Source organism: Citrifermentans bremense R1 (assembly GCF_000426865.1).
GTDB lineage: Bacteria > Desulfobacterota > Desulfuromonadia > Geobacterales > Geobacteraceae > Geomonas > Geomonas bremensis.
The window spans coordinates 1-16,162 of record NZ_AUGE01000007.1; the positions used below are offsets into that span (position 1 = coordinate 1).

Genomic DNA, 16,162 nt, shown 5'->3' on the forward strand with positions numbered 1-16,162 from the left:
CTACAACAGTTGTCTCAGACGGATTATGGGGCTTTACAGCTGTAACAGAAGCCGGTTGCACTCACGAGAAGCACATAATCAGAAAAGGCTCCACGAAGAGCCAGAAGATGGAATGTTTCACCTGGGTTAACACCATCCTCGGCAACCTCAAGAATGCCATCGTGGGGACCTACCATGCCTTCGACTTCTCGAAGTACCCACACAGGTATCTCGGCGAATATCAGTATCGTTTCAACCGGCGCTTTGATCTGGCTGCGATGTTGCCCCGTCTTGTAACAGCTGCTGCCCGTACCGGCAGGCGATCAGAGACATGGTTACGTCTAGCGGAAGATTGGCGCTAATCAGGTAAATTAAAACCTCGAGCGCGGCGAGGCCGGAGATCGCCGAAGAGCCGGACCTTCAAGGAACCCAGCCATGACTCTCCCATTAAACCTACTGCGGCTGATTTTCGCCTCGCTGCTGGTGCTGCTGCCGCTCCAGCTTTTCGCTGCGCCCCTTCCCAAGCTGACCGAACTGCCGCTCGGGGAGCGCTGGTTCAGCATCAAGCTCGGTGACGAGAGGGTCGGCTTCAGCCGGCTCACCATCACCCGGACCGATACGGGCTACCGCATCGATTCTGAGGGAAGCGTGAAGATGCGGGTGATGGGGTTCTCCAGGGAGGCCACTTCGAAGGAGTCCTACCTGGTCGCCCGGGACCTCGCGCTGCAATCGTTCTCGGCGGAAAACCGCATCGACGGCAGCCCCGTCACCATAACCGGCGAGGTCACGCCTAAGGGAGTGGCGATCGTTTCCCGGTCGGGCAGCGGAAAGAAGGAGCGGACCCTCAAGTTGAAGGGGGCGCTCTACCCCCCCCACGCGCTGAACCTTTACCCGCTCATGCAGGGGGCGCAGAAAGGAAAAAGCTACAAGCTCCCCATCTTGGACGTGGAAGCGCTGAAGGTTAAGCAGCTCAAGGTGGAGGTCGTCGGGGAGGAGACGCTTCCGCCGGGGCGGCCGGTGGTCCATCTGAAGAACGACGTCTACCCCATGGTCGACAACGATATCTGGGTCGACCCCAAAGGGAACGTGCTCAAGGAGTCGGTCCGCGACGACCTGGTGGTCACCGAGGCCGAGGACGAGGCGACTGCCCGTGCGGAACTTGCGCGCGACGCGCTCTGCAAGACGGACCTGGTGCTGGATTTCAGCATGATCCGGGTCACCCCTTCCATCGAGCGCCCCGCCCAACTGCAGAAGCTGGTACTGGAGATGACGGGCATCCCTTCGCAGCAGCCGCTTTTGCAGGGTAAAAGACAGCAGTTGGTGCGCCAGCCCGACGGCAGTGTCCTCGTCACCTTGCCAAACCCCGCCCCTGCCGCCGAAGCGCCGCCGACCGCAGCCGACCGGGAACCGGCGGATCGGATACCGAGCGATGCCCCCGAGATCAAGGCGAAAGCAGCTGAAATAAGGGGAACAGAGCAGGTCCCGGCGCGGGTGGCGAAGCTTCTTTCCGACTGGGTGGCCCGCGAGATCAAGGGGGCGGTGACCGACAGTCAGTCTCCGCTGGAAACACTCAAAAGCCGCAACGGCAACTGCCAGAGCCACGCAAGGCTCTACGCTTCCCTGGCCCGCGCCGCCGGCATCCCGACCCGGTTCGTATCCGGGATCGTCTACCAAGGGGAGGGCTTTCTCTACCATAGCTGGGCGGAAAGCTACCTCAGCGGAGCGTGGGTCCCCATCGATCCCACCTTCGGCGAGCTGCCGGCCAACCTGAGCCACATCAAGTTCGTGGATGGGGAAACGCTCGACGAAATGGGGGCACTGGCGGGGATGATAGGCAGGGTACGGGCGAAAGTGATGGAAAAGAAGTACTGAGATGGTGCAACAGGTTGGAAAGTCAGAAGCTTTGCACGCGGATCAAGTCTGATGGAAGCGCGGATCAGCGCGGATGAACCTGTAAGAACCGGAGACAAAAGAGGCATGGTAACGACGAAGCGGGGCGGCCAGTAAAGACCGCCCCGCCTTTTTGTTTTTCTATCCAAGCGTTAGGCCTGGCAGCATTCGTGTGTAGCCACCTCGCCCAGGGTTTTCAGCGCCTTCACTTCCGCCTGCTTTTTCACGCTCCCCATGTAGCACAGCGCCTGAACCGCAAGTGCAAGCGCGTAGAATGCTCCCAGCACCATGAACAAAGTCCCCATTCGTCACTCCTCTTGAGCCCGACAACCAGCCACCGGCTGCGCCTGCTCTTCATTGTAATATCCCCTCACCAGCATAGCAGCATCCGTGCCGCCGACGCATGGGGCCGTAACCGCTTAATCTTCTTGAAAGCGATGAGGAAAGGGCTCTCCTGAAGGAGCAGCAATGTTCCAAAGTGGAACTATTCAGGTGTTCCGTAGACGAACGCAAGGCCATCGGGACCGAAATAGCAAAGGGGGACAGGCACCTGGCGGAGCCGGTCCCCTATATTTGCTGCCGATATCTGCCTCGCGGCTATTTCCCCATGGCCTCCACAATTTCCCTGCGGGCTTCGCCGATGGTGAGCGGGATGCGCGCGAAGGGGAGACCCTCGTCGTGCTTCAGCTTGTAGATCAGCTCGGCTATGTGCGGCAGGCGCAGCTTGACGTTGGCGAGCTCATCGGGCGCGGTGAAGACTTCTTCAGGGGTGCCGCCGCGCACCAGCTTTCCGCGGCTCAGGATGTGGAGCTGGTGCAGGAAGATGGGGACCAGGTCGACACTGTGGGTCGCCATGACGATGGTCACCCCCTGCTCCTTGTTGAGCTTGGTCAGGAGCTCCATCATGCGGTACTCCCCCATCGGGTCGAGCCCCGCGGTCGGCTCGTCCATGAGCAGTATCTCGTGCCCCATGGCGAGAAGGCCCGCGATGCAGACCCTCTTCTTCTGGCCGTAGCTCAGGTTGTGGATCCCCTTGGCGCCGAACTCGGCCATGTCCACGTTTGAGAGCGCCTGCTCCACTCGCCTGCGCACCTCGGCCTCGGCGCATCCCATGTTGCGGGGACCGAAGGCGGTGTCCTCGAAGACGTTGCTGGCGAACAGCTGGTCATCGGGGTTCTGGAACACGAGCCCCACCTTCCGGTAGATGTCACGAGGATGCAGGCGCAAAACGTTGTCGCCGTCCAAGAGCACCTCACCCTGGTACCCCTTGATCAGCCCGTCCATCACCTTCAAGAGGGTGGTCTTGCCGGAGCCGTTGGAGCCAAGGATGCCTGTGAATTCCCCCTTCTTTACTGCCAGACGGATGTCGGAGAGGGCAACGGTGCCATCGGGGTACTTGTAGCTATGGAGGTCGACGGAGATTCTTATATCCACGCTTGATCCTTTACACGCTGCTTCTGAGGGCGATCATCGCCAGGAGAAAGAGAAGGGCGGAGGCAACCTCGGCGAGCCGCAGCGGCCGGTGCAGCGTCACCGGCATGTCGCCGTCGTAGCCGCGCTGCACCATGGCGGTGGTGATGCTCTGGCTGTTGTCGAAGGCCTTGATCACCAGCACCCCGGCCAGGGTCCCGAACGAGGAGAGGGAGCGGCGGTAGCCGACGTAACCGAGACGGTTCTTCTGCGCGTTGTAGACCACCTGCGCCTCCTCCAGAAGCAGGAACAGGTAGCGCCAGGCGAAGAGGGCCACGTCGACCAGGACCTGGGGCACCCTGAGCCAGGAGAGCGCGGCCATGAGCTCGGTGAAGGGGGTCGAAAACCCCACCACGGCAAGGAGCGAGACGCCGCCTAAGATGCGGCTGGCGATGAGCACCCCTTCCCTCAGCCCCTCCCGGTAGGCGGACAGCTCGTACCCGGCGACGCCGAACGAGAAAAGAGGGTCGCTACCGGAAAAGAACATCTTCAGCAGGATCACGGTGGCTGCGATGAAGAGCGGCTCGGAAAAGCGCAGGGCGAGGAGGCGCCACGGGCTGCCGAGGGAACGGCAGAGGGCGAGGCTAAGCACCGAAACCAACAGGGGGAAGGCGAAGCCCCGGCAGCTGATCACCATGACCAGGAGCGCGAGGGCGCAGAGGAGCTTCACCCTCGGGTCGATGCGGGTGACCGGGTGCGCGGCGTCGCAGCTATGCGCCTTCAGGTGGTGCATCGCCATCTTACTTATCCTTCTCCGTCAACTGGCGCCAATAGTAGCCGGCGACGAAGCCGCCAGCCGCTCCCGCCACCAGGAACCCGAAAAGGAGCAGGTCCCCTGAGCCGGGATCGATCAGCGGAGCAGAGGCCTCGCGTCCGTGCTCCTTGGCGATCTTCTCCACCACCGCTTCGTCCACCCCTTCCCAGGACTTGGGCGCCAGGGTGAAGAAGTAGAAAGCGAACAACAGCGTCGGGAGCAGCACCAGGTGCATCAGCAGTGTCTTCCATTTTCGTTTGCGCTCAGGCATGGACCGGGAGCTCCTTCTCGGTTATTACCCGCATCTTCACCAGGAGATCGGGGCGTTTGCGGTACAAAAGCGTCACCATACCGGCGGTGATCACCCCTTCCAATATCCCCAGCGGCAACTGGGTCGGGAGGAAGGCGAGCACCACCTTGACGAAGAGCGGCGCAAACGGCGCCTCGCCCCGGATGCCGAGGGACAGGATGAGCGCGGTCGTGGCGTAGGTCGCCCAGTCGGCCAGGATGCCGGCGACGAACCCGGAGACGGCGAGGCTACCCCCCAGGCGCCGGGTCCCCCGGAAAGCAAGCCACCCCGCCAGCGATCCCACCACCCCCATGGAGAAGGTGTTGGCCCCCAGCGTCGACAGCCCGCCGTGAGCGAGGAAGAGCGCCTGGATCAGCAGCGAGACCGCCGCGATGAGCACGCTCACCAAGGGCCCCACCAGGATGGCCGCGACCCCGGTGCCGCAGGGATGCGAGCAGGTCCCGGCGGTCGGGACAGGGATCGGCATGCAGGAGATGATGAACACCACCGCCGCCAAAAGCCCCACCAGCGGCTTGATGGAGAGGTCCTCGCGCGAGACCGAGTTCAGGCGCCTCGCCCCGAGGGCGACGAAGGGCGCGAGCGCCAGGTACCAGAAGGCGGCCCAGGGAAAGGGGAGTATCCCTTCCGAGATATGCATGGCGAAGGCCGGGGTGGCGGAGAGAAGCGGCAGCGACAACGCTAGGAGGGTCATCACGCCGCATCCCCCCGGCCCACCCTTTTTCAAAGCTCCTCTAAACATCAGATCTTGTCACCCCGGAGATCGCCGGCGAAGATCTTGCCGGCGCCGCGGGAGGCGCAAAAGTCGCCGCACATGGTGCAGGTCTGCTCGTCTTCGGGAACGCGGCTCTTCCTGATGGCGGCGGCGTCCTCGGGGAACAGGGCGAGCTCGAACTGGCGCTGCCAGTCCAGGTCCCTCCTGGCCTTGCTCATCTCCTTGTCCCGCTCCCTCCCCTTCTCGGGGTACTTGTTCATGTCGCCGATGTAGGCCGCGATCTTGGCGGCCTTCACCCCCATGCGGACGTCCTCTTCGTTGGGAAGCGCCAGGTGCTCGGCCGGGGTGATGTAGCAGATCAGGTCGGCGCCATAGCGCGAGGACTGCGCCGCGCCGATGGCCGCGGTGATGTGGTCGAAGCCCGGGGCGACGTCGGTGGCGATGGGCCCCAGCATGTAGTAGGGGGCGCCGCCGCTCATCCGCTTCTGCAGCTTGATGTTCCCCTCGATCTCGTCCAGAGGCACGTGTCCCGGCCCCTCAACCAGCATCTGGCACCCCATGTCGCGCCCGAGTTCCGCCAGCTCGCAGTTGATCAACAGTTCCTGGATCTGCGCCCGATCGCTCGAATCGTGGATGGCGCCGGCCCTGAGGCCGTTCCCCAGCGACAGCACGGTGTCGTAGCGCTTCAGGATCTCCACCACGCGGTCAAACTTCTCGTAGAGCGGATTTTCGCGGTTGTTGGCGATCATCCATGCCGCCATGCTCACCCCACCCTTGGAAACCAGGCCGCCGTAGCGGTACCCCTGCTTCCTCAGCCGCTCCAGGGTGTAGAGGTTGATGCCGCAATGCACCGCCATGAAGGCCATGCCGTCGGCGCACTGCCTTTCGATGATGTCGAAGAGCATCTCCTCGTCCAGCTTGTTGGGGTCGCCGTACTTCCTGGAGGCTTCGCAGAAGGCCTGGTAGAGGGGGACGTTGCCGACAGGGAGATCCACCGCCGCAATCACCTCGCGCCGCACCCGGTCCAGGTCCCCTCCGACAGAGAGTTCCATCAGGGTGTCTGCCCCGGATTCCTGCGCCGCGAGCCCCTTCTTCACCTCCGCCGCATAGTCGATGATGTCTGACGAGGTCCCGATGGAGGCATTCACCTTGGTCCTGAGACCCGCGCCGATACCCGCCACCTTGGGTTTTCTGGCATGGTTCCAGGGAATCACTATCTGTCCCTGCGCCACCTTCTCCCGGACGTACTCCGGCGTCAGATTTTCGTCGAAAGCCACCTGTGCCATCTGCGGGGTGGTAATGCCGGCACGCGCCGATTCTATCTGTGTCATCATGTGAGGCTCCTTTTCCGGTATGCCCTTCCCTGTTCCACGAAGTGAGGAGCCAAGTCTGGCGAGCTGCCGAAGTGTAGATGTATGTACGAGGCGAGGCAGTTTTTGCAGCGGTAACCTTCGGGCGCGAGCTCCACTCCCTTGCGAGTGACCCGGTACAGGCGCTCCACGTGGGGGGGCATCTCCTGCATCTCTGAATAGTGGAACTCGTGGCCGCGGGCGATGCTCCCTTTGCGGCCAAGCGCGCAATCCTCCAGCAGCTCCACCTCGCGGTAACCCAGCGCCTTGCGGCGCGGCAGCATCCGGGTCTGCACCGGGAAGATGCCGGCAAAACCGTGGCTTTCCCCTTCCCCGGCCACGCCCTGGGTCAGGTAGATGAAACCGCCGCACTCGGCATAGACGGGCATCCCCCCCTCCACCGCCGCGCGGATCTGCTCCTTCATCGACTCGTTGGCGGCAAGCTCCGCCGCGAAGAGCTCTGGGTAGCCGCCTGGGAGGTAAATGCCGCCGACAGCTTCCGGCAACGAGCTGTCGGCAAGGGGGGAGAAGTAGCAGAGCTCGGCCCCGCTTTGCTCCAGGAGCCGCAGGTTGTCCTCATAGGCGAAGCAGAAGGCGGCGTCCCGCGCCACCGCGATCCTCACCCGTTCCAGGCTGGCTGCAGCGTTGGCGGCGGCCGGCGCGGGATCATCCGGCAGCTCGCCATGCTCCAGGTCGAGGAGCGCGTCGAGGTAAAGGTGCTCTTCCACGACCTCGACCAGGTGGTCCAGGAAGGAGTCAGACAGCGGGTTGTCCTCCGCCGTCACCAGTCCCAGGTGGCGCGACGGGATGGCGAGGGCGGGGTCCCTGGGAAGGCAGCCGATCACCTGCACGCCCGGCAGCGCAGCGCCGAGCGCCTCCCGCAGGATGCGCTCATGGTTCGCGCTGGCGACGTTGTTGAAGATGACCCCTGCCACGTGCAGCGCCGGATCGAAGCAGGCAAAACCGTGCACCAGCGCGGCGGCGCTTCTCGCCTGGCTGCGGGCATCAACCACGAGGACCACCGGTGCGGCCAACTCCTTGGCGACCTGCGCGCTGCTCCCCGCTTCGGAGAGCCCGTCGATACCGTCGAAGAGTCCCATCGCCCCCTCGACGACCGCGATATCCGCACAGGCCGCATGGTAGAGGAAGCTCTCCCTCAGGAAGCGGGGAGCGCAGATCCAGCCGTCAAGGTTCACGGAGGGGACTCCGGTCGCCAGCCGGTGATAGCCGGGGTCGATGAAGTCCGGACCCACCTTGAAGGGGGCCACCTTCAGGCCGCGCCTTTTAAGGGCCGCCATGACGCCCAAGGTCACGGTGGTCTTGCCGCAGCCGCTGGAAGGAGCCGCTATGACGATCCGCTTCAATCGCACGCCGCTCCCTTTAACCGTTCACCATCTGCACCACGGTGTTGCCGTCGGCGTAGTAGTCGATCAGGTTCATGCAGCAGTAGTGCTGGTCGATGCCGAAAAAAGATGAAAGGGGCGCGCCGATGGCGTCCATGAGGATGACCCGGTTCACCCCCCCATGGGCCACGACCAAGACCTCCTCCCCCCTGTGTCTCGCCACGATTTCCTTCAGGGCGGGAAGCACCCGGCCGGCCAGATCCCCAAGGCTCTCCCCTCCCGGCGCGCGGAAGTGCTCCAGGTCCGCAAGCCGCGCCGCCCATTCGTCGGGGCGGTCCCGCTGGATATCGGTCACGGAAAGCCCCTGCCACTCCCCGCAGTTGAGCTCCCTGAACTGGGGCACCTTCACCGGTTCCACGCCGAGATAGGGGCCGAGAATCTCGCCGCCGCGGACGGTCCTGACCAGGTCGCTGGTATAAAGGGCGCTGATCCGGTCCGGATCGAAGCGCGGCTTCAAGAGCTGGTACTGCTCCTCTCCCCGCGCGGTCAGGCGCACGTCGTACTGGCCGTTGTAGCAATGCGAGCGTTCCACCTCGCCGTGGCGGATCAGGTGCAGGCGGGTTCTCTCCATCATCTGCGACTCCTATGCTCCCGCTAACCCCTGGCGCAAAAGGGCCAGGAGGACCAGCAGGAAAAAGATCTCGTTCAATTCGCTGGCGCAGCCGATCACGTCTCCGGTCACCCCGCCGAGCCTTTGGTGCGACCAGAGCTTCACGCACCAGGTGAGGAGAAAGAGAAAGAGCAGGCAGATTACGCCGGTCAAGCCCAGGAGAAGATACCCCGCGGCAACGGTCAAGAGGCAGGCGACGACGAGCTGGGTGAGCCCGGCCCCTCCGACGAAGGCGGAGCCCAGGCCGTCCTTTCTCGCCCGCTTGGCCCCCACCGTCATCTGCACCTGGGCGCAGCGCGCCGCCATCGGGAAGAGAAGGAGCGCCTCCCGCTTGTACTGAAGCGGCACCGCCAGAAGCGCCTGGTACTTGAGCCCCAGCCCCAGCACGAGCGCCACAGCACCGACGGCCCCGACCCGGGAATCCTTCATGATCTCCAGGAAGCGCTCCCGGGAGCCGCGCGCGGCGAGCCCGTCGGCTACGTCGGACAGCCCGTCCAGATGCAGCGCCCCCGTCGCCACGCTCATGAGCGCGATCAAGACCAGGTCCCCGACGCTTCTGGGGAGGAGCGGGGCAAGAAGGTAATCCGCCCCCGCCAGGAGCGCCCCCAAGGCGAGCCCCACCAAGGGGAAAAAGGCCATGGAACGCCCCAGGTCCTCCTCCTCGCAGCGCACCGCGAACGGCAGGGGGAGGATGGTGAGGAACTGGAACGCGATCAGGAAGAGTCTCATCGTAATCCTTCCTAGGAGGAGGCCACTCCGGCCTCTTCGAAGGTCGCCATTTCGTTGAGGACCTTGACGCCCGCCTCGATGAGCCCCATGGCCAAAGCGGCGCCGGTCCCCTCGCCGAGGCGCAGCTGCAGGTCGAGTATCGGCTTGGCACCGATCCGCTGCAGCATCATCTGGTGGCCGATTTCGACGGAGTTGTGGGCGGCGAAGACGTACTCCCTGACGTTAGGGTGCATCTCGCAGGCGATAACCGCCCCCGCGGTGGAGATGAAGCCGTCCACGACGACCGGGATCCGGTTGGCGGCAGCACCCAGGACCAGCCCGGCGATGCCGGCGATCTCCAGCCCCCCCACCTTGGAGAGCACGTCCAGGGGGTCTTCCGGGTTGGGGCGGTTCAGGTCGAGGCCGGCCTGGATCACCTTGATCTTATGCTCCAGCGCCTGATCGCCGATGCCGGTACCGCGATGCGTCACCTCGCGCACGCTGCAGCCGGCGAGGGCCGCGATGATGGCGGAGGAGGGGCTGGTGTTGCCGATCCCCATCTCGCCGGTACCGACCATGGAGATACCCTCTGCCTTGGCCCGGTCCGCCAGCGCGATCCCCACCTCGATCGCGGCCACCGCCTCCTCGCGCGTCATGGCGCTTCCCTTGGCAAAGTTGCGGGTCCCCTTGGCGATCTTCCTGATGATGAGTCCCTCGGTCGGCTCGAAATCGTAATCGACCCCGACATCGACCACCCGCACCTCGGCGCCTGTGTGGCGGGCGAGCACGTTGACCCCCGCGCCGCCGCGCAGGAAGTTGAGCACCATCTGCGGGGTCACTTCCTTCGGGTAGAGGGAGACCCCCTCCTCCACGATGCCGTGGTCGCCGGCAAAGGTGAAGATGACCTTCTTACCCATTTTGGGGGAGAGGTCGCCGGTGATGGCGGCGAAGCGGCGCGCCATCTCCTCCAGGAGCCCGAGGGACCCCGGCGGCTTGGTCTTGTTGTCCAGCTTTGCCTGCGCCTTGGTCAAAAGCGCCTCGTCTACCGGCTGGATTTTTGCCAGCGTCGATTCCAGAAGTTCCATGGTTTCCTCCATTGCAGTGAAAGTTTTGTTCTAAAACCGTTGGCAAGGAGAAATTCTGAAGACATCTGAGAAACCAACGGAGCGGAGAGAAACAAGCTGTGAGACTTTGATTCTCTCAGGCTGTTGCTTATGCTCAGATTTTCTCAGATGTTCTCCTTGCTAAATGGTTTCGTGTGCTCTACCCCTTCAGTTTCAGCGGCAGTCCCGCAAAGCAGACATGCACCTCGTCCGCCCGCGCCGCGATCAGTTCGTTCGCCTCGCCGGAGAGGTCGCGAAAGGTCCGCGAGAGCGGATGCTCCGGCACGATCCCCATCCCCACTTCGTTGGTGACGATGATGAGCGGGGTCTGCAAGCCCTTGAAGCTCTCGGTGAAACGCTCCACCCGCGACAGCGCCTCTGCGGCCCCGCCGTCGCAACTAAACAGGAGATTCGAGAGCCAGAGTGTCACGCAGTCGAGGAGGATGACGCCGTAGCGGCCGTCGTTGGCGCGGATGGTCTCCTCCACCTGCAGCGGCTCCTCCAGGGTCTCCCACTCCTCGCCGCGGCGCCCCTGGTGCCGCGCGATGCGGTCGGCCATCTCCGCGTCCCCCGCCTCGGCGGTCGCCAGATAGCCTCGCAAAGCCGGGTACGAAAGGGCGAGCCCCTCGGCGAACCTGCTCTTGCCGCTGCGGCTCCCGCCGGTCACCAGAATCACTTTGGACATAAAAAAACCCCCCTTCCGATGACGGAAGGCGGGTCAAAAATCGTCCTTTTGGATGCGATTCCGGCTTAGCCCCTCTGCCACGGAGGTTGCGACAAGCTTTCATCCTGGCAGGTTTCCTGACTCACGGGTCATCTTACTCGCCGCGCCTTCCCGATCTTGTCAGTGGCGTAGTTGCGGCTTTCATAACCGTTCACAGTTGCGGGACAGCGAGGGATTTGCACCCTCTTCCCTTTTAACCCCTCCCGGGGCACCCGGATAGTTCTTTATTCGATTGCGGTCTGTTTACTATCAGAGCCGGCGGGGAAAGTCAATCATTAACCGGGGCGGACGGCGCCGGATCGCCCGAAATTTCCGTAGTTTCCGCCGCCGCGGGGGAGAGCAGCGCGTCGATGCGGGCCCATACGGCGTCCTTTCCTTCCTTGGAAAGGGCGGAGAAGTAGTTCAGCTCCTCCTTCTTGAGCTGCATCTTCTCCATGATGACTGCGCTTTGCCGAGCGCGCTCGTTCTTGGACACCTTGTCGCACTTGGTGATCACGACGATCGGGGGGACCGAGAAGGCGCGCAGCCAGGCGAGCATCTGCAGGTCCTCTTCCGTCGGGGTCCTGCGGATGTCGAGGATCAGCACCACCCCGCGCAGGTTGCGGCGTTTGGAGAGGTAGGTCTCCATCATGGGGCGCCACTCTTTCTTGACCGCCAGCGGAACCTTGGCGTAGCCGTAACCGGGCAGGTCCACCAGCATGAAATCGTCGTTCACCTGGAAGAAGTTGATCAGCTGCGTGCGGCCGGGGGTGGAACTGGTGCGGACGAGGTTCTTCCGGTTCACCAGCACGTTGACCAGGGACGACTTCCCCACGTTGGAGCGCCCGGCAAAGGCGATCTCGGGGAGGTTACCCTCCGGGTAGTGGGCCGGTTTAGTGGCGCTTTTAATAAACTCAGTTTGCTTTACGATCAATGAGAAGACCTATCCTTATTTTTCAGCGCAGTATAGCCCCCCGCGCCCCCCCTTTCAATCATTAAATCCCCGCTTGCCTTACGCTAACGTTTTGGTATATTTTGAAACCTGACCTGCAACCGGCCAAGCGAGGACAACTCAGGCATGAACAAAGAACTCGAAACAGCGATCATGAACGCGGCGGACCTGCCGACCATTCCCATCGTCGCCATAAAGGTAATGCAACTGATCGAGAGCGAAAACGCGACGGCGGAAGAGCTGGCGAAGATCGTCTCGACCGACCCCGCCGTGGCCGCGCGGGTGCTCAAGATCTCCAACTCCTCCTTTTACGGCTGCCGCCGACAGATTCAGACCCTTTCCAGCGCCATCGTCATCCTCGGGTTCAGCACGCTCAGAAGCCTCGTGGTCGCAGCCTCGGTAAAGCAGGTCTACAAGCCTTACGGGCTCACCGAAAAGATGCTCTGGGAGCACTCCTTCGCCGCAGGCCTCGCCGCCAGAATCATCGCCAACCGCACCCGCATCGCCAACGAAGAGGAGGCGTTCCTGGCCGGGCTCTTCCACGATATCGGCAAGATCATCATGAATACGCTGGACCGCAACAAATTCCAGGAAGTGATGCAGCACTGCTATAACGAGGGGATCTCCTTCGGACAGGCGGAACGGACCATCTATCCCTTCAGCCATGACGAGGTGGGAGCGTACGTGATAAAGAAATGGAACTTCCCGGAGGTTCTCACCAGCGCCATCCTATACCACCACACGCTGGAGTTCGACGAGTTCGAGGATCCGACCGTAGTGAACCTTACCGCCATCACAGCTTTGGCCGACCTTTTCTGCCTGAAGCTCGGTATCGGGATCAGGGAACCCGAGGAGGATATAGATCTGGCGAGTTCGAAACCGGCGCAGCTGCTGAACATCGCCCCGGAGACTGTGCAGCAGCTACTGGAGACCTTCGACAAGGCGTTCCAGGATGACAAGGCCCTGTTCGTCAGCTAGCTTCAGGAGTCGGGCCCGCCGTCCCCGCGGTCCGCTCCATCTTCCAGTGAACTGCGCCGCCTCGCTTCTTCTGAGATGCTGACGCTGTCCATCCGGTCCGGTTGGCGCGCCGGCCGTTCCCGCTTGCGCTGACGTTCCTGCCCACCCGCGTCCGGGTCGATCTTGATGGTGCCCGGAATCCTGTCGACCGTGTAACTCATGAGCGCACCTCCCCCCGCCGCTGCCGGCCCTGACAAAGCCTTGCCGAACGGCATCTTAACAGCAACCAAACCCTAATGGAAGAGAATTAACCAAGTTTTTCATCCAGGCGTGCCGGTGTAGGACATTCCTCTTGCCCAGCTAGCGTGAGCGCAGTATACTTCCGAGCTTAGTGAAAACTCATACGGAAAGGATCTCATGAAACTCAATACCAAGCTGGTGATGATCATGCTCACCATGCTTATCGTGGCGACGGCGATGCTCTTCGTCCTGAATCAGGTCAGCCAGAACGACCTGGTGGGGGAGATCCAGGAGAGTTCCACCGTGGTGTCGAAGGCCATTCAGCTCAGCGTGGAAGACCTGACCTCCGAGGTCGAATCATCGCGCCTGACCGAGTACCTCCAGCAGGCGAAGAGCAAAGGGGTCAACGAGATCAACATCATCAACAACGAGGGGGAGATCATCAACTCCTCGGATCCCGCCCAAGTCGGTAAAAAACGCGAAATCAAAAAGCTGGAGAAGGGGCTGCGGGCCTCGCGCCGCGGCGGCGGCGGGGGATCGCTCAAGCCGTACGACCTGGTGGTGCCGGTCATCGTGGGCGACGAGCAGCTGGGTTACGTGCAGGTGAACCTCCTTCTCGACAACATACGCGACATCCAGCACGCCAACTTCGTCAGGCGCCTGGCTGCAACCACCATGGTGTTCCTGATGGGGATGATACTGATCATCTTCCTGGCGCGCCGCTACACCTCGCCGATACACCGGCTGGCTACAGGGGTGAAGCACGTCTCCGGGGGGGACCTGAGCGTCACCTTCCAGGGGGGGAGCGGCGACGAGATCGGGGAGCTTGCCGAGAACCTGAACGAGATGGTGGAGAAGCTAAAAGAAAAGGAACTGCTCGAAAAGAGGCTCTACGAGGCGGAGCACCTCTCCAAGGTGGGGCAGCTGGCCGCGGGGATCGCGCACGAGATCAGGAACCCGCTCAATTACATAAGCCTCGCCATCGACCACCTGAAGAGCGAATTCCTCCCCTCCTGCCCCGAAAAGGCCCAGGATCTGGAGTCGATCGCCAACAACATCAAGGAAGAGGTGCGCAAGGCGAACTACATGGTGCTCAACTTCATGAATTACGGCCGACCCTTGAAGCTGCGCCTGCAGCGGGTAAGCTACCCTGAACTTGTGGACAAGGCGATGCAACTCATGAAAGACCGGCTCGACGAAAGGGGAATCGAAGTGGTGCGGGAGATACCCGAGGACCTGCCGCCGATGCTGGCGGACCCGGAGCTGATGCGCAACTGCCTGTGCAACTTCATCAGCAACAGCACCCAGGCGATGCCGGAAGGGGGAAAGTTCACCATCGGCGCGAGCATCGCCCCCGAAACCGGCGAGTTCCGCCTCACCTTCAGCGACGAGGGGACGGGGATCGAGGCGCAGGACCTGGAGAAGGTGTTTCAGCCCTACTTCACCACCAAGGAGGCCGGGATCGGCCTCGGGCTCGCCATCACCGAACGGATCGTGAGGGAGCACGGCGGCAGCATCGCGGTTCAAAGCACGAAAGGGGAAGGGACCACCTTCTCGGTCACCCTCCCGGCGGCAACGGCGTAAAGCACCGCCCCGCTCCCAGGGCACGGGAGCAAAAGGAGCAAGGAGTCGCAATGATCGGCAGCATCCTGATAGTAGACGACGAGAAGGGGCAGCGGGACATACTCACTGCCATACTCACCAAGATGGGGTACAAGATCCAGACCGCCTCGGGCGGTGAAGAGGCGCTGCAGCAACTGCAGCACGAAGAGTTCGACCTCCTCCTCACCGACCTCAAGATGCAGGGAATTTCAGGGATGGAGCTCATGGAGCGGGTGCTGGCCGACAACCCCTCCCAGTGCGTGGTGATGATGACCGCCCACGGCACCATCGACTCGGCCGTGGAGGCGATGAAGAAGGGGGCTTTCGACTACCTCGAAAAGCCCCTGGAGCGCGAGGACCTGATCCTCACCGTGCAGCGGGCCTTCGAGCGGATCGGGCTTTTGAAGGAAAACAAGGCGCTGCACAAGAAGCTCGCCGAGACGAAAAGGCTTCCCAACATGATCGGGGAGCACCCGAAGATGCACGAGGTGGTCCGGATCATCAACAAGATAGCCCCCACCTCCACGACGGTCCTCATCTACGGCGAGTCGGGGACGGGGAAGGAACTGGTGGCGCGCGCCATCCACGACGGGAGCCCCCGCAGGGACAAGGCCTTTTTCGCCATCAACTGCGCGGCGATTCCCGACTCGCTGATGGAAAGCGAGCTCTTCGGGCACGAGAAGGGGGCCTTCACCGGCGCGGGGACGCGGGAGATCGGCCTTTTCGAGGCAGCCGAGGGGGGGACCGTCTTCCTCGACGAGATCGGCGAGATGAACATCGCCATGCAGGCGAAGCTCTTGCGCGCCATACAGGAGAAGGAGATCCGCAGGGTCGGGGGGAAGGTGAACATCCCCGTCGACGTCAGGATCATCTCCGCCACCAACAAGGACCTGGAGCAGGAGACCCGGCGCGGCAACTTCCGCGAGGACCTCTTCTACCGGCTCAACGTGATCAGGATCCCCCTCCCTCCCCTGAGGGAGCGCGGCAACGACATCGTGACGCTGGCCGACTTCTTCCTGAAGAAGTACAGCGCCTCCTGCGGCATTCCCCTGAAAGGGATCGCCAAACCGGCGCTGAAGATCCTGCTCGACTACAACTGGCCCGGCAACGTGCGGCAACTGGAATCGGTCATCGAGCGCGGCGTGCTCATGGCCGAGAGTGAGTACATCCAGCCCGAGGACCTGCCGGCCGAGGTGCACCACGAGGCCTCCCCCGCGGGGAGCCTCCCCTTCGACTTCCCGGCCGAGGGGATATCCATCGACAACCTGGAACGGGACCTGATCGTCAAGGCGATGCAGAGAACCGACTGGGTCATCGCCAAAGCGGCACCACTACTCGGTATGAGCTACAAGACGCTGCAATACCGGTTGGAAAAATTCGGCATCGGCAAACCGGAGTAGCCTCAAGTAGCCAGGAGCGC

Annotated in this window: 18 protein-coding genes and 1 riboswitch; of the genes, 5 read left to right on the forward strand and 13 right to left on the reverse strand. The window is 62.7% G+C overall.

Annotation, left to right across the window (positions count from 1 at the left end; genetic code table 11):
* Positions 1 to 341 (forward strand): transposase (locus K419_RS0107020; protein WP_026840964.1); only part of this gene is annotated, 341 nt, incomplete at its 5' end.
* Positions 342 to 414: 73 nt separating this feature from the next.
* Positions 415 to 1,851: a DUF6134 family protein gene (locus K419_RS0107025; protein WP_026840965.1), complete on the forward strand. Its 1,437-nt coding sequence runs from the start codon at positions 415 to 417 to the stop codon at positions 1,849 to 1,851.
* A 170-nt stretch (positions 1,852 to 2,021) separates the two neighbouring features.
* Here K419_RS0107025 and K419_RS23810 read toward each other — a convergent pair whose 3' ends face one another.
* The 12 genes from K419_RS23810 to yihA form a co-directional block, all read right to left on the reverse strand.
* Positions 2,022 to 2,174: a hypothetical protein gene (locus K419_RS23810; protein ID WP_198013096.1), complete on the reverse strand. Its 153-nt coding sequence runs from the start codon at positions 2,172 to 2,174 to the stop codon at positions 2,022 to 2,024.
* Positions 2,175 to 2,466: 292 nt separating this feature from the next.
* Positions 2,467 to 3,297: an energy-coupling factor ABC transporter ATP-binding protein gene (locus K419_RS0107035; RefSeq protein WP_035497000.1), complete on the reverse strand. Its 831-nt coding sequence runs from the start codon at positions 3,295 to 3,297 to the stop codon at positions 2,467 to 2,469.
* A 16-nt stretch (positions 3,298 to 3,313) separates the two neighbouring features.
* Positions 3,314 to 4,078 carry a cobalt ECF transporter T component CbiQ gene (cbiQ, locus tag K419_RS0107040; RefSeq protein ID WP_084154146.1) on the reverse strand — a complete coding sequence of 255 codons (765 nt, stop codon included), beginning with the start codon at positions 4,076 to 4,078 and terminating at the stop codon, positions 3,314 to 3,316.
* A gap of 1 nt (position 4,079) precedes the next feature.
* Positions 4,080 to 4,364 carry a hypothetical protein gene (locus K419_RS24070; protein ID WP_026840968.1) on the reverse strand — a complete coding sequence of 95 codons (285 nt, stop codon included), beginning with the start codon at positions 4,362 to 4,364 and terminating at the stop codon, positions 4,080 to 4,082.
* Entirely contained in the window at positions 4,357 to 5,094 is a 738-nt protein-coding gene (locus tag K419_RS0107050) for an energy-coupling factor ABC transporter permease (RefSeq protein WP_226377650.1), read from the reverse strand. Before K419_RS0107050 ends, K419_RS24070 begins: the two co-directional genes overlap by 8 nt.
* Positions 5,095 to 5,141: 47 nt before the next feature.
* Entirely contained in the window at positions 5,142 to 6,449 is a 1,308-nt protein-coding gene (thiC, locus tag K419_RS0107055) for a phosphomethylpyrimidine synthase ThiC (RefSeq protein WP_026840970.1), read from the reverse strand.
* The gene (locus K419_RS0107060) at positions 6,446 to 7,828 is read right to left on the reverse strand and encodes a cobyrinate a,c-diamide synthase (protein WP_026840971.1); all 1,383 of its coding nucleotides are present in this window, start codon (positions 7,826 to 7,828) and stop codon (positions 6,446 to 6,448) included. Before K419_RS0107060 ends, thiC begins: the two co-directional genes overlap by 4 nt.
* 16 nt (positions 7,829 to 7,844) lie before the next feature.
* The gene (locus tag K419_RS0107065) at positions 7,845 to 8,441 is read right to left on the reverse strand and encodes a histidine phosphatase family protein (protein WP_026840972.1); all 597 of its coding nucleotides are present in this window, start codon (positions 8,439 to 8,441) and stop codon (positions 7,845 to 7,847) included.
* 9 nt (positions 8,442 to 8,450) lie between these two features.
* On the reverse strand, positions 8,451 to 9,206 hold the full coding sequence (gene cobS, locus K419_RS0107070) for an adenosylcobinamide-GDP ribazoletransferase (protein WP_026840973.1): 756 nt from the start codon (positions 9,204 to 9,206) through the stop codon (positions 8,451 to 8,453).
* Between the two features lie 11 nt (positions 9,207 to 9,217).
* On the reverse strand, positions 9,218 to 10,270 hold the full coding sequence (cobT, locus tag K419_RS0107075; protein ID WP_026840974.1) for a nicotinate-nucleotide--dimethylbenzimidazole phosphoribosyltransferase: 1,053 nt from the start codon (positions 10,268 to 10,270) through the stop codon (positions 9,218 to 9,220).
* A gap of 178 nt (positions 10,271 to 10,448) precedes the next feature.
* Positions 10,449 to 10,973 (reverse strand): bifunctional adenosylcobinamide kinase/adenosylcobinamide-phosphate guanylyltransferase, encoded by a 525-nt coding sequence (gene cobU / locus K419_RS0107080; protein ID WP_026840975.1) that lies wholly within the window; start codon positions 10,971 to 10,973, stop codon positions 10,449 to 10,451.
* Positions 10,974 to 11,062: 89 nt separating this feature from the next.
* A riboswitch (cobalamin riboswitch) is annotated at positions 11,063 to 11,243 on the reverse strand.
* A gap of 37 nt (positions 11,244 to 11,280) precedes the next feature.
* Positions 11,281 to 11,925, reverse strand: a complete 645-nt coding sequence (yihA, locus tag K419_RS0107085; RefSeq protein WP_012532243.1) for a ribosome biogenesis GTP-binding protein YihA/YsxC — start codon at positions 11,923 to 11,925, stop codon at positions 11,281 to 11,283.
* 144 nt (positions 11,926 to 12,069) lie between these two features.
* Here yihA and K419_RS0107090 point away from each other — a divergent pair, with 144 nt between their 5' ends.
* Positions 12,070 to 12,921, forward strand: coding sequence for an HDOD domain-containing protein (locus K419_RS0107090; RefSeq protein WP_026840976.1), 852 nt, complete (start codon positions 12,070 to 12,072; stop codon positions 12,919 to 12,921).
* A 2-nt stretch (positions 12,922 to 12,923) separates the two neighbouring features.
* On the opposite strand, the gene K419_RS0107095 is transcribed toward K419_RS0107090, so the two are convergent.
* Positions 12,924 to 13,121, reverse strand: a complete 198-nt coding sequence (locus K419_RS0107095; protein WP_026840977.1) for a hypothetical protein — start codon at positions 13,119 to 13,121, stop codon at positions 12,924 to 12,926.
* Positions 13,122 to 13,317: 196 nt separating this feature from the next.
* Here K419_RS0107095 and K419_RS0107100 point away from each other — a divergent pair, with 196 nt between their 5' ends.
* Together K419_RS0107100 and K419_RS0107105 are read left to right on the forward strand one after the other, a co-directional pair.
* Positions 13,318 to 14,724, forward strand: a complete 1,407-nt coding sequence (locus tag K419_RS0107100) for a sensor histidine kinase (protein ID WP_026840978.1) — start codon at positions 13,318 to 13,320, stop codon at positions 14,722 to 14,724.
* Between the two features lie 50 nt (positions 14,725 to 14,774).
* Complete coding sequence (locus K419_RS0107105) at positions 14,775 to 16,142, forward strand: sigma-54-dependent transcriptional regulator (RefSeq protein WP_026840979.1); 1,368 nt, start codon at positions 14,775 to 14,777, stop codon at positions 16,140 to 16,142.
* The last annotated feature ends 20 nt before the right edge of the window (positions 16,143 to 16,162 follow it).

Bases quoted from the DNA above. Each gene is read 5' to 3' on its own strand.
- K419_RS24070 (WP_026840968.1), bottom strand. From the start codon at position 4,364: ATGCCTGAGCGCAAACGAAAATGGAAGACACTGCTGATGCACCTGGTG.
- cobS (WP_026840973.1), bottom strand. From the start codon at position 9,206: ATGAGACTCTTCCTGATCGCGTTCCAGTTCCTCACCATCCTCCCCCTG.
- K419_RS0107050 (WP_226377650.1), bottom strand. From the start codon at position 5,094: ATGACCCTCCTAGCGTTGTCGCTGCCGCTTCTCTCCGCCACCCCGGCC.
- K419_RS0107065 (WP_026840972.1), bottom strand. From the start codon at position 8,441: ATGATGGAGAGAACCCGCCTGCACCTGATCCGCCACGGCGAGGTGGAA.
- K419_RS23810 (WP_198013096.1), bottom strand. From the start codon at position 2,174: ATGGGGACTTTGTTCATGGTGCTGGGAGCATTCTACGCGCTTGCACTT.
- K419_RS0107090 (WP_026840976.1), top strand. From the start codon at position 12,070: ATGAACAAAGAACTCGAAACAGCGATCATGAACGCGGCGGACCTGCCG.
- cobU (WP_026840975.1), bottom strand. From the start codon at position 10,973: ATGTCCAAAGTGATTCTGGTGACCGGCGGGAGCCGCAGCGGCAAGAGC.
- cobT (WP_026840974.1), bottom strand. From the start codon at position 10,270: ATGGAACTTCTGGAATCGACGCTGGCAAAAATCCAGCCGGTAGACGAG.
- K419_RS0107095 (WP_026840977.1), bottom strand. From the start codon at position 13,121: ATGAGTTACACGGTCGACAGGATTCCGGGCACCATCAAGATCGACCCG.
- K419_RS0107025 (WP_026840965.1), top strand. From the start codon at position 415: ATGACTCTCCCATTAAACCTACTGCGGCTGATTTTCGCCTCGCTGCTG.
- cbiQ (WP_084154146.1), bottom strand. From the start codon at position 4,078: ATGGCGATGCACCACCTGAAGGCGCATAGCTGCGACGCCGCGCACCCG.
- thiC (WP_026840970.1), bottom strand. From the start codon at position 6,449: ATGATGACACAGATAGAATCGGCGCGTGCCGGCATTACCACCCCGCAG.
- K419_RS0107100 (WP_026840978.1), top strand. From the start codon at position 13,318: ATGAAACTCAATACCAAGCTGGTGATGATCATGCTCACCATGCTTATC.
- K419_RS0107105 (WP_026840979.1), top strand. From the start codon at position 14,775: ATGATCGGCAGCATCCTGATAGTAGACGACGAGAAGGGGCAGCGGGAC.